Annotated in this window: 11 protein-coding genes; 8 read left to right on the top strand and 3 right to left on the bottom strand. The window is 59.6% G+C overall.

What is annotated here, in order from left to right; translation table 11 throughout:
• Positions 1-202: 202 nt before the first annotated feature.
• Entirely contained in the window at positions 203-937 is a 735-nt protein-coding gene (locus GVL50_RS14340; RefSeq protein ID WP_178124191.1) for a thioesterase II family protein, read from the bottom strand.
• A 132-nt stretch (positions 938-1,069) separates the two neighbouring features.
• On the opposite strand from GVL50_RS14340, the gene GVL50_RS14335 reads away from it, so the two are divergent.
• Positions 1,070-2,206, top strand: coding sequence for a cupin-like domain-containing protein (locus GVL50_RS14335; protein ID WP_159813780.1), 1,137 nt, complete (start codon positions 1,070-1,072; stop codon positions 2,204-2,206).
• 195 nt (positions 2,207-2,401) lie between these two features.
• Here the strand turns inward: GVL50_RS14335 and GVL50_RS14330 are convergent, their stop codons facing one another.
• On the bottom strand, positions 2,402-3,574 hold the full coding sequence (locus GVL50_RS14330; RefSeq protein ID WP_159813778.1) for an MFS transporter: 1,173 nt from the start codon (positions 3,572-3,574) through the stop codon (positions 2,402-2,404).
• 243 nt (positions 3,575-3,817) lie between these two features.
• Here GVL50_RS14330 and GVL50_RS14325 point away from each other — a divergent pair, with 243 nt between their 5' ends.
• The 6 genes from GVL50_RS14325 to GVL50_RS14300 all read left to right on the top strand — a co-directional run bounded on the left by GVL50_RS14325 (position 3,818) and on the right by GVL50_RS14300 (position 9,905).
• Positions 3,818-4,828: a Camphene synthase gene (locus tag GVL50_RS14325; protein WP_159813776.1), complete on the top strand. Its 1,011-nt coding sequence runs from the start codon at positions 3,818-3,820 to the stop codon at positions 4,826-4,828.
• A 129-nt stretch (positions 4,829-4,957) separates the two neighbouring features.
• Entirely contained in the window at positions 4,958-5,758 is an 801-nt protein-coding gene (gene fabG / locus GVL50_RS14320; protein ID WP_159813774.1) for a 3-oxoacyl-ACP reductase FabG, read from the top strand.
• A complete protein-coding gene (locus GVL50_RS14315; RefSeq protein WP_159813772.1) occupies positions 5,751-7,577 on the top strand; it encodes a glycoside hydrolase family 15 protein in 1,827 nt (608 codons plus the stop codon). The genes fabG and GVL50_RS14315 overlap by 8 nt, the downstream gene beginning before the upstream one ends.
• Before the next feature lie 381 nt (positions 7,578-7,958).
• Entirely contained in the window at positions 7,959-8,348 is a 390-nt protein-coding gene (locus GVL50_RS14310; RefSeq protein WP_159813770.1) for a hypothetical protein, read from the top strand.
• Between the two features lie 12 nt (positions 8,349-8,360).
• On the top strand, positions 8,361-8,993 hold the full coding sequence (locus tag GVL50_RS14305) for a BRCT domain-containing protein (RefSeq protein WP_159813768.1): 633 nt from the start codon (positions 8,361-8,363) through the stop codon (positions 8,991-8,993).
• Positions 8,994-9,005: 12 nt separating this feature from the next.
• Positions 9,006-9,905 (top strand): alpha/beta fold hydrolase, encoded by a 900-nt coding sequence (locus GVL50_RS14300; protein ID WP_159813766.1) that lies wholly within the window; start codon positions 9,006-9,008, stop codon positions 9,903-9,905.
• Here GVL50_RS14300 and GVL50_RS14295 read toward each other — a convergent pair.
• Entirely contained in the window at positions 9,874-10,857 is a 984-nt protein-coding gene (locus tag GVL50_RS14295; protein WP_159813764.1) for a GlxA family transcriptional regulator, read from the bottom strand. The genes GVL50_RS14300 and GVL50_RS14295 overlap by 32 nt on opposite strands.
• Before the next feature lie 89 nt (positions 10,858-10,946).
• Between GVL50_RS14295 and inhA the strand changes: the two genes are divergently transcribed.
• Positions 10,947-11,633, top strand: a complete 687-nt coding sequence (gene inhA, locus GVL50_RS14290) for an isonitrile hydratase (protein ID WP_159813762.1) — start codon at positions 10,947-10,949, stop codon at positions 11,631-11,633.
• Positions 11,634-11,801: the final 168 nt, after the last annotated feature.

Genomic DNA, 11,801 nt, shown 5'->3' with positions numbered 1-11,801 from the left:
GGCAGCACAAAGGCACGTCGTCCCTATAAAACGAATGCAGACCGGAAAAATTAGCGATTGAGAACAACTATCAGACAGGGATCAATACAGAACTGTAGGAGCAAAGCTTGCTCGCGAAAGCGCTGTATCAGTCACCTTGAAGGTCGACTGAGGGCCTCATCGCGAGCAAGCTTTGCTCCTACAGGTTTTGCGGGGAATGGGGTTAGGCGGTCGCGGCCATGGCGTGGCGGCGATGGTGTACGTCGAGCTGGTCTTTGATCACCTTGAGCACTTTGGCTTCGTGCTCATGGATGAAAAAGTGCCCGCCGGCGAGCATGTCTACGGAGAAACTGCCCGAGGTTTCCTTGCTCCAGCCGATCAATTGCTCGGTGGTGGCGCGGTCAGACTTGCCGCCGAGCACGTGCACCGGGCAGTTGAGCAGTGGTCGCTGCTGCGGCTCGAATTTGCCGCACAGCAGGAAATCGGCGCGCAGGATCGGCAGGGTCAGGCTCATCAACTCGTCATTGGCCAGCACTTCTTCGCTGGTGCCATTGAGCGTGCGCAGTTGCTCGATCAACTCGGCATCGGTCTTGGCGATGGCAAATCCGCGATCGTAGTCGGCGCGCTGGGTCGGCGCCGCCGTGCCGGACGCGAACAGCGCCACCGGCTCAGGGCAACCCAGGGCCCGCAGTGCATGGGCCATCTCACAGGCCAGCAACGCACCGAGGCTATGACCGAACAACGCATAGGGCGTCTTCAATGTTGGCTGTAACTCCCTGGCCAATTGCATGGCCAAGGCGCGCATGTCGGTCTGCAGCGGCTCGTCAAAGCGCGCACCACGCCCCGGCAGCTCCACCGGTTTGAGCTGCAGCCATTGCGGCAACTTCGGTCGCCAGCGGCTATAGACCATCGCACTGGCACCGGAATACGGCAGGCACAGCAAAGTCAGCTGGGTCACCACACTTCCCTCAAAAAAATTCGTCTGTAGAGAGAAACGGTTCACTGCCCGGGCAAATTAGTCGACGCCGGCTAAATCGCCCACACAGGTGCTCGTTAACCGTTCAGATAAAACCAATAACGAGGGTTCACCGTGGATCTGCAGAGCATCCTGAGCAAACTGTTCGCCAATGCCGGCGCCGTCGGCATTGAAGGTGTTTTCCAATTCGTTTTTAGCCCGCAGCTGGCCTATTGGTCTGAGGTCAAGGCCAGCAGCCGCACCGAGGTCGGGCGCCATGCGAGCCCGGACGTGACCATCGAAGTCGCGGAACAAGATTTCCTCGGGATCATGGCCGGCATGGCCAATGTCGAAGAGCTGTTCGCCAGCGGTCGCCTGAAGATTGGCGGCAACATGGGGCTGGCGACGATGCTGCCGCAGATCATCGACCATGCTCGAAACGGTGGCGGTGCGGTCGCTGAAAAAGTCGACATGAACAAGCGCTACCCGACACCACCGCGCTTCAGCGAAAAGCTCACCGCCAGCCTGCCGACCCAGGTCAACGTCGAACGGCGTGCCCGCGAGGAGCTACCGGTGACTGAGTTCAAAAGCCGTTATTTGCCCCACGGCATTCCCGTGGTGATCAGCAACGCATTGCACGACTGGCCGCTGTTCAAACTCAGCCGCGAAGAATCGCTGGTGCATTTCGCCGAGCTGCAAGGCATCACCCGCCATGGCGATTACGTGAAGAAAACCTTCTCCACCGAACGTGATTTTCGTTCGACGTCGATGGCCGATTTCATCGCCTCGCTGGACAGTCCGGCGGTCAAAGGTGCGGACGGTGAGCCGCCCGCCTACATGGGCAACAACATCTTGCCGGCGGCGTTGATGCAGCAGATCAAGTACCCGGCCTACTTCGATACGTCGCTGTTTATTCCGCCGCGAATCTGGATCGGGCCCAAGGGCACACTGACGCCGCTGCACCGCGACGACACCGATAATTTGTTCGCGCAGGTCTGGGGGCAGAAGACCTTCACCCTCGCCGCGCCGCATCACCGTGAAGCCCTGGGCACGTGGTCGACAGCTCCGGAGGGTGGACTCGATGGCTGCGATTTCAACCCGGATGCGCCGGACTATCAGCGCTTCCCCAAGGCGCGCGACGTGACGTTTTTGCGGGTGACGCTGGAGGCTGGGGATTTGCTGTTCTTGCCGGAGGGCTGGTTCCATCAGGTGGAGTCGGTATCGACGTCGTTGTCGGTGAATTTCTGGGTGAATTCGGGGCGGGGGTGGTAACCCAACAATCCACGCCTCTTACACCGTACTTGTGGCGAGGGGATTTATCCCCGTTGGGCTGCGAAGCAGCCCCTAATCCATGCAACTCATTTTTCCAGAAGTACCGAGCCCTCTGACTTCGGGGCTGCTGCGCAGCCCAACGGGGATAAATCCCCTCGCCACAAAGGCTCCCCCAACCATCCAGAGATCGCGGGGTTATTTAAGGTGGCGATAACTTTGCACGGCTGAGCCAAGCACCACTGCGCCCGCGACAATCGCCAGCCAGAACCCGCTGCGCGCGCCAAACGCATCGACCAGTGCGCCAGAACCCGCCGCACCAATCGCCACGCCGATACTCAACCCCGTCACCAGCCACGTCAGGCCTTCGGTCAACTTGGCCGGCGGCACGATGCGCTCAACCAGGGCCATCGCCACAATCAATGTCGGCGCGAAGAACAAACCAGCAACAAACACCGCCATGGCCAGCCCGACGATATTGCTCGCCAACAACAGCGGCAATGTCGTCACCGCCGTCGCCACGCCGCCGTACAAAAACAAGCGTGGCAGCGGCACTTTCGAGCGCATCGCACCAAACGCGATGCCGGCCATGCACGAGCCAATCGCGTATACCGACAAGACAATGCTCGCCGCCGCCGGCTGCCCCTGCTGCTGAGCAAACGCGACGCTGACCACATCGACCACGCCGACGATGATGCCCATGGCGATCATCAGCGCCAGCAACAATTGAATGTCGGTCGAGCGAATGATCGAACCCTGATGCTGCGACTCACGCGGATGCACCGCCGGTTCAGTGCTGCGCTGAGCCACGAATGCGGTCACACCAATCGCCAGCGCCAACAACGCCGCCAACGGCCCGGCCTCGGGGAAGACCGCGACGCACAGACCAACTGAAAGCGGCGGGCCGACGATAAAACACACCTCATCCAGCACCGACTCCAGCGCGTACGCCGTCTGCAATTGCGGCTGACCGCGATAGATCTCGGTCCAGCGCGCCCGCACCATCGCCGACATGCTCGGCATGCAACCGGCCAGCGCGGCAAACACAAACAGCGTCCAGACCGGCGCCTGCAACCGCGTGCACAGCAACAACAGCAAAAGCGCCCCGCCACCGATCAACGCCGACACCGGAAGAATCCGCCGCTGACCAAAACGGTCGACCAGCCGCGACACCTGCGGCGCGCAAAACGCCGTGGCCAAGGCAAACGTCGCCGCCACGCCACCGGCCAGCGCATAACCACCCTTCAACTGCGAAAGCATGGTGATCACGCCGATGCCCGTCATGGAAATCGGCATGCGCGCGATCATCCCGGCCAGGACAAAATTTCGTGCGCCGGGGGCGTTGAACAATTCGCGGTAGGGGTTTGCCATCGGTTACAGCCTCATCAAGGGCCGCCAAGTTGCCATAGGGTCAGGTGGCGTGGAAGTGGGGAATTGTTGGTGGAATGTGAAGGCTTTGCAGCTCATCCCGAGCGCCGTTGGCACCTCGACCATTCGTCGCAAAATCGTGCGCACCTGTCAGGTCTGACAGGTGCGCTTCTCGGGCAAAAAGCGCTTTTATAAACGCTGCTCAATGACAACGACTGATCGCTTTCACCGCCGAAGGAGTTCGCCATGAATCAGTCCACCAACACAGCTCAATCGCGCGCCGCCGTACCGCCCTTTGTTGTCCGCACACTTGTTTGCCCGCCCCCGACACGCATTGATGAAGCGCTGGGCCGGGACGTCAACAAGCGCCTGATGGCATGGATAAAGCGCATAGGTATCTTTGCCGGCAAACAGGAAAAAATTTGCGCGAGCGACTTTGGGCGCTACGCAATGTTGTGTCATGCAGACACCGATGATCCCGACAGATTGCTACTGGCAGCGCAATGTTTCGCGGCGTTGTTCGCGGTGGACGATCATTATTGCGACGATCAATCGTTGGGTGGCTGCCCCGAAAAAGTCGCCGAGAAGTTGTCATTTGCCGTCACCGGAATAGACCCGGTCTACTTGCCTCCCCCCTACAAAAAAGAACTGCTGCAACAGCAAAGGAACGATCCCGTGTTGAGAGGATTGCTCGCGTACATGAAGCGGGTTGCACATTTCTGCACGCCATCGCAGGTCGCCCGCGTGCGACAAATCACCATCGCCATGTTCGTCGCCATGGCGGCCGAGGGGCCATGGCGTCTCTACGGCACAAAGCCAACCATCGCCGAGTATCTGGCCAGCCGGCAGGTCAACAGCTTCTGGCCTTGTCAGGTGCTGATCGATCCCATCGGCGGCTATGAAGTGCCGGCCAATGTCTACGCCAAGCCAGAGATGCAGCGCATTTGTGCGCTGGCATCCTTGGTCACGACACTGCTCAACGACTTATATTCCGCTTACAAAGAACACCTCAACGAAACGGGCGATTTCAAACTGCCCTATCTGCTGGCGGCCAAACATGACTGCTCGCTGCAGGAAGCCATCGACAAAACTGCGGATATTCATGATGCGGTCATGCGCGAATACGTGGCGCTGGAACAACGGCTACTGAAAGACGCCGACCCTTTAGTGCGGCGTTACCTGACAGGTTTGACCACGTGGATTGCCGGCAATCAGGAATGGCATAAGCACAGCGCGCGGTATCATATTCAGGCGTGAGGAAGGTCAAAAGGATCGCAGATCTCCTGTAGGAGCTGCGGCACGCTGCGATCTTTTGATCTTGCCTCTGAACTCTCGGCGCCCCGGACCAGTCAGCTAAATAAGCCCTCACTCAAGGCGCGCCATCGCATGCACATCTCCCTCACCGGACAAGTAGCCCTGATCACCGGCGCCAGCTCCGGCATCGGCCACGCTGCCGCCAAAGCCCTCGCCGCTGCCGGTGCTGCGGTGGTCATCAATTACAACCGTCAATCAGAGCCCGCTGAAGCACTGGCCCGGCAGATCATCGCCGACGGCGGTCAGGCGCTGGCCATCGGTGCCGATGTTTCCAAGGAAGCCGACGTCGAACGACTATTCGCCCAAACCCTCGATGCCTTCGGCTCGCTGGACATTCTGATCGCCAACTCCGGGATGCAGAAAGACGCGCCGGCGGTGGATATGTCGCTGGACGACTGGAACGCAGTGATCAACGTCAACCTCACCGGGCAGTTCCTCTGCGCCCGCGCCGCGCTGCGGATTTTCAATCGTCAGGGCGTCCGCGAAGGCGTCTCCCGCGCCGCCGGCAAGATCATCCACATGAGTTCGGTGCACCAACGCATTCCTTGGGCCGGCCACGTCAATTACGCGGCGTCCAAGGGTGGCGTCGATCAGTTGATGCAAACCCTCGCGCAGGAAGTCAGCCATCAACGCATTCGCATCAACGGCATCGCGCCGGGGGCGATTCGCACGCCGATCAATGCCGCCGCGACCACCGGCGATGCTGAACAAGAGCTGCTTAAACTGATTCCTTACGGCCGTATCGGTGATGTCGAAGACGTCGCCAACGCGGTGGTTTTCCTCGCTTCCGACGCCTCCGATTACATCGTTGGCACCACCCTGTTTATCGATGGCGGCATGAGCCTCTATCCGGAGTTTCGCGGCAATGGCTGAGCATCACCTGGAACGACAAAGCCCCATCGACGCCCACGGCATCATCGGCGACATGCGCAGTGCAGCGCTGGTTAACGATCGCGGTAGCGTGGATTTTTTCTGCTGGCCGGAGTTCGACAGTCCGTCGATTTTCTGTTCATTGCTGGACACGCCGGAAGCAGGGATTTTCCAGATATCGCCGGACTTGCCCGATGCGCGTCGCGAACAGATCTACCTGCCCGACACCAATGTTTTGCAAACCCGCTGGCTGAGCGAACGTGCGGTGGTGGAAGTCACCGACCTGCTGCCGGTTGGCGACAGCGAGGATGATTTGCCGGTGCTTATCCGTCGGGTTCGTGTGGTCAGCGGCGAGGCGACTTTTCACGTGCGCTGTGCGGTGCGCCACGATTACGCGCGGGCCGACACGCATGCGCGGATGGATGAGCAAACGGTGATTTTCAGCGCCGAAGGTCAGCCGTCACTGCGCCTGGCTTCGGATCAAGCGCTGCAGATAGACGCCAATGCAGCGGTCGCTTCCTTCACCTTGAAGCAAGATCAAACCGCCGCATTCCTGCTCGGTGGCGAAGACGATCCACGCTTCGAGGAAGGCGCCGCGCAACTGTGCATGGAGCGCACGCTGAAGTTCTGGCGCGACTGGCTTGGCCAGTCGATCTATCGCGGACGCTGGCGAGAAATAGTCAACCGCTCGGCCCTCGCGCTCAAGCTGCTGACCTCGCGCAAACATGGCGCCATCCTCGCTGCTGCGACCTTCGGCCTGCCGGAAACACCGGGCGGCGAGCGCAATTGGGACTACCGCTACACGTGGATCCGTGATGCTTCGTTTACGGTCTACGCGTTCATGCGTCTGGGCTTTGTCGGCGAAGCCAACGCCTACATGGGCTGGCTGCGCGGACGGGTCAGCGATTGCCACGGGCAACCGATGAAACTCAACATTTTGTACGCCATCGATGGGCAACAGGAGTTGCCGGAAACCGAACTGGATCATCTGTCCGGGCACGGCGGCGCAAAACCGGTACGTATCGGCAATGGCGCTTACGACCAGATCCAGCTCGACATCTTTGGCGAGCTGATGGACGCGGTGTATCTGGTCAACAAGTACGGTGACGCGATTTCCCACGAAGGCTGGAAGCATGTGCGCGAAGTGGTCGATCAGGTCTGCGAAACCTGGCAGACCACCGATGTCGGCATCTGGGAAATGCGCGGCGAACAGCACCATTTTCTGCATTCACGATTGATGTGCTGGGTGGCGCTGGACCGGGCGATTCGTCTCGCCTCGAAACGCTCGCTGCCGGCACCGTTCGCGCAATGGGATCAGACCCGGCAGGCGATCTACGCCGACATCTGGGACAACTTCTGGGACGAAGAGCGCGGTCATTTTGTCCAGTACAAGGGCGGCACCGCGCTCGACGGCTCGATGCTGTTGATGCCGCTGGTGCGTTTCGTCAGTGCCAAGGATCCGCGCTGGTTGTCGACACTGGAGGCGATTGAAAAACATCTGGTGCGCGACGGCATGGTTTATCGCTATCGCAACGATGACGCCAATATTGATGGACTATCCGGCACCGAAGGCGCGTTTGCCGCGTGCTCATTCTGGTACGTCGAATGCCTCGCCCGTGCAGGGCAGGTGGAAAAGGCGCACTTGGAGTTCGAGCAATTGCTGAGATACGCCAATCCGTTGGGGCTGTACGCCGAAGAGTTCGACAGCCATGGGCGGCATTTGGGCAACACGCCGCAAGCGCTGACGCATCTGGCGTTGATCAGTGCGGCGAGTTTTCTGGATCGCAAGTTGAATGGGGAAAAGAGTGAGTGGCAGCCGTGATGTTCGACGGGGGCTGTAGGAAGTTCCCCCATGCTTGTAGGACTGAAACGCAAAAACTGATGTTTCACCAACCCCTGTGGCGAGGGGATTTATCCCCGATGGGCTGCAAAGCAGCCCCAAAACCTTCCAACTCATTCCCCCAGAAGTAACGAGTTTTCTGACTTTGGGGCTGCTGCGCAGCCCATCGGGGATAAATCCCCTCGCCACAAATTCGCATGGCTATGGACTACAGGAGCTCAACATCCGCCGCGTCATTCCTCCCCCACACCCCGCACTCACACCCTGAAATACCCTGTTGCCAGCCGTTACATCCCCCCCTACCATCAAACCCAACGGGCACAGCGGAGCTGTCCAACAAAACCCGAATTTCAAGGAACCGGAATGACCCAACACGTCCAGCGCCCCATCACCTCGCCGCTGCGCAGCGGCCTGACCCGCACCCAACTCTGGGAAGACGCCGACAAAGGCCTGATCAAATGCTGGGAAATCGGCCGCCAGCGCGCCACGCGCTTCCCCGACCTCGCCGACAAATGCCTCGCCAACGAACTCCCGGTACTCGGCTGGAAAGGAGGCGTCAGCCGCAGCCTGAAAAAACTCGAAAAATTCGGCTCACTGAAATACCTCGCGCAGTGGCAAGGCTTGCGTGGGGAGGATCTGGATATTGGCCTGGGTGAGGAACGCGCGCTGACGTGCTCGCGGACGAAGATGGTGGTGACGTTTACGCCGGATCGGACGAAGTATTTCAATCAGGTGGCGGAAGCAGAGGCTTAAGGAGAAGCATCGATGGTCGATTTACATCAGGAATTTCAAAACAGCCGTTTCTTTCACGAAGCGCGGATCGACAGGCGTTCGGCGGATGCGCTTGCAGGTATTGCTGCAGGGCTTGCCGCCGACGGCAAGATTAACCAGCAGGAAGCCGAGTTTCTAAAAATCTGGATCGAAACGCACTTGGTGCACCTGGAAGATCAGGTAGTCAATATTCTCTACAGGCGTCTTGAAGGCATGCTTAGCGATGGCGTGCTGGATGCCGACGAGTCTGTGGAATTGCTGGAGATACTTCACCAATTCGCCGGCCTGCCAGTGGACGCAGCACAAACCTTCAGCATGCCCAACAACCTGCCGCTCGATAATCCAGCCCCGTCGCTGGACTGTGCCGATCGCGTTTTTCTGTTTACCGGTGTTATGGCTTACGGGCCGCGCAAAGCGTGTGAATCATTGATCGTAGAACGCGGCGGACTGATTGGTGCAGGTGTCAGCAAGAAAATCCACTATCTGGTGATCGGCAGCATCGGCAATGAACAGTGGCTGCACAGCAGCTATGGGACGAAGATCAAAAAAGCCGTTGAGCTAAGAAACAGCGGCGTGCCGATCGCCATCATCAGTGAAGATCATTGGCAGAAGGTGCTGTTCGGATAACAGGAGCCCGGTATGAGTGGAAAAGCGATTCTGTTCTGCAAAACCGCCAGCCTGACCATTGCCTATGAGGTGCATGGCCCGGAAACCGGTGTGCCGGTGATCCTGCTTCACGGCTTCCCCTATTCCCCTCGCGCTTACGACGAGATCGCGCCGCTCCTCGCCGCTCAGGGTTACCGAGTCATCGTTCCGTACCTGCGCGGTTACGGGCCGACTCGCTTCAACGATGCAAAAACACTGCGCTCAGGCCAGCAAGCCGCACTCGCTCAGGATTTGCTGGATTTGATGGATGCACTCTCCATCGAACAAGCCACGCTCTGCGGTTATGACTGGGGTGGTCGCGCGGCATGCATCGTCGCGGCGTTATTTCCGGAACGGGTGCGCGGCCTGGTGACCGGTGATGGCTACAACCTGCAGGACATCCCGAACTCGATTCGACCGCTGGATCCCGAGACCGAACATCGGCTCTGGTATCAGTATTACTTCCACACGCCACGTGGCGTTGAGGGCCTGAAGCAAAATCGTCGGGAGTTTTGTGAATTGCTCTGGAAGCTGTGGTCACCGACCTGGTCGCGCAGCGCCGAGCGTTATCCTCTGAGTGCGCCAACCTTCGACAACCCTGATTTCGTTGACGTGGTGATCCACTCCTATCGCCATCGCTTTATGTATGTCGCGGGAGATTCGGCGCTTGAGTCGATGGAAGATTTGCTGACTCGACAACCGGCCATTAGCGTGCCGAGCATTTCTTTGTGCGGTGCCGACGACGGTGTCGGCCCTGCACCACAAGAGGATGAAGACGCGGAGCATTTCACTGGTTTTTATGAGCGGCGCGTGTTGTCCGGTGTCGGGCATAACATTCCCGAAGAAGCCCCCGAACAAACCCTCAAGGCATTACTGGATCTGTTGCAGCACTGACCGAAAACCGCTCGCGATAGGCTTGTGGCGTCACGCCGATGGCACGAAGGAAACTGCGGCGCAATGTCTCTTCACTGCCAAACCCGCAATTGGCGGCGATGCGTTTGACCGGCAAACCGGTGTCACTGAGCAATCGCCGCGCCGTCTCGACGCGGATCAATTCGATCGCCCGCGCCGGGGTCTGGCCGGTGTCGGCGCGGTAGTGGCGGACGAAGCTGCGTTCGCTCATCCCGGCTTGTTCGGCGAGGGTCGGGATGCCGAGGTCGCAGGTGAGGTTTTCCGCGATCCACGCGTGCAGTTCATCAAAACGATTGCCCTGATTTTGCAGCGACAAGGTCACGCTGAATTGCGACTGACCGCCCGGGCGTTTGAGGAACACCACCAGATGCCGGGCGACGTCCAGGGCGATGTCGCTGCCGAGATCTTCTTCGACCATCGCCAGTGCCAGGTCGATGCCGGCGGTGACACCGGCGGACGTCCAAACGGGGCCGTCGTTGATGAAGATCGGATTGGCCTCGACTTGCAGTTTCGGATGTTGCTGGGCCAATTGTTCACAACGAGTCCAGTGCGTAACCACGCGGCGACCATCCAGCCAGCCACTCGCCGCCAGCAGAAACGCGCCGGTACATACCGAGGCAACCCGCCGGCATTTCGCCGCATGCTCGCGCACCCAATCCACCAGCGGCACGTCTTCGGCGGCGGGATAAATGCCCCAGCCACCGGCGATGATCAACGTGTCGCTCGCCTCTTGCGGCAACGGTTCGGCCAACACCGCCAGCCCCGCCGACGACATCACCGCCCCGCCGCCACTGGCGATCACCGTTGGTGCATAGGGAATCGGCAAGCCGCGCTGGCGGGCGATGTCGTTGGCCGAGGCGAACACTTGCAGCGGCCCGGTGACGTCGAGGATCTGCATGTTGGCAAACGCGAGTACGTGAATGGCTTTGGGCATTTGGCGTAATTCGTGGGGTTATTGGCGTATGCGCCAGAACCTACGCGCCTACAGTGAAGCCGTCCACCCCTTTTCATGGAGCAAGAACGATGACGCTGCAGATCGGTTTTCTGTTGTTTCCGCAGGTTCAGCAACTCGACCTGACCGGGCCTTATGACGTGCTCGCTTCGCTGCCGGACGTGCAGGTGCATCTGATCTGGAAGGATCTGATGCCCGTCACCGCCAGCACCGGTTTGCTGCTGAAACCGACCACGACGTTTGAAGATTGCCCGGATCTGGATGTGATTTGTGTGCCGGGGGGTGGCGGTGTCGGCGTGTTGATGGAGGATGAAGCGACGCTGGAGTTCATCAAGCGTCAGGCTGCTCAGGCGAAATACGTCACGTCGGTGTGCACCGGGTCGCTGGTGCTGGGGGCGGCGGGATTGTTGAAGGGTAAACGCGCGACCACGCACTGGGCGTATCACGATCTGCTGCCGACGCTGGGGGCGATTGCGGTGAAGGATCGCGTGGTGCGTGACGGCAACCTGTTTACCGGTGGCGGGATTACGGCGGGGATTGATTTTGCCTTGGTGTTGGCGGCCGAATTGGTGGGTGCGGATACCGCGCAACTGGTGCAGTTGCAGCTGGAATATGCGCCGGCGCCGCCGTTTAACTCTGGCAGCCCGGAGACGGCACCGAGCGCTGTCGTCGATGAGGCCCGCCTGCGCGCAGCGCCTTCGTTGAAGTTACGCACGGAAATTACCGAACGTGCGGCGGCGAAACTCAACCTGCACTGATCCCCAACCCTACACAAATCCCTGTAGGAGCTGCCGAAGGCTGCGATCTTTTGATCTTGGCTTTTCAAGATAAAGATCAAAAGATCGCAGCCTTCGGCAGCTCCTACATGTTGTGTGTGCCGAGTATCTGTCCCGGTTTGCCGCCACACTTCACTTGTCCCCACGCCC

Source organism: Pseudomonas sp. 18058, from assembly GCF_902706155.1.
GTDB lineage: Bacteria > Pseudomonadota > Gammaproteobacteria > Pseudomonadales > Pseudomonadaceae > Aquipseudomonas > Aquipseudomonas rustica.
The sequence above is the reverse complement of the archived record's forward strand: the minus strand, read 5'-3'. Positions and strand labels throughout refer to the sequence as shown.

Bases quoted from the DNA above. Each gene is read 5' to 3' on its own strand.
- GVL50_RS14330 (WP_159813778.1), bottom strand. From the start codon at position 3,574: ATGGCAAACCCCTACCGCGAATTGTTCAACGCCCCCGGCGCACGAAAT.
- GVL50_RS14325 (WP_159813776.1), top strand. From the start codon at position 3,818: ATGAATCAGTCCACCAACACAGCTCAATCGCGCGCCGCCGTACCGCCC.
- fabG (WP_159813774.1), top strand. From the start codon at position 4,958: ATGCACATCTCCCTCACCGGACAAGTAGCCCTGATCACCGGCGCCAGC.
- GVL50_RS14315 (WP_159813772.1), top strand. From the start codon at position 5,751: ATGGCTGAGCATCACCTGGAACGACAAAGCCCCATCGACGCCCACGGC.
- GVL50_RS14310 (WP_159813770.1), top strand. From the start codon at position 7,959: ATGACCCAACACGTCCAGCGCCCCATCACCTCGCCGCTGCGCAGCGGC.
- GVL50_RS14305 (WP_159813768.1), top strand. From the start codon at position 8,361: ATGGTCGATTTACATCAGGAATTTCAAAACAGCCGTTTCTTTCACGAA.
- GVL50_RS14300 (WP_159813766.1), top strand. From the start codon at position 9,006: ATGAGTGGAAAAGCGATTCTGTTCTGCAAAACCGCCAGCCTGACCATT.
- GVL50_RS14295 (WP_159813764.1), bottom strand. From the start codon at position 10,857: ATGCCCAAAGCCATTCACGTACTCGCGTTTGCCAACATGCAGATCCTC.
- inhA (WP_159813762.1), top strand. From the start codon at position 10,947: ATGACGCTGCAGATCGGTTTTCTGTTGTTTCCGCAGGTTCAGCAACTC.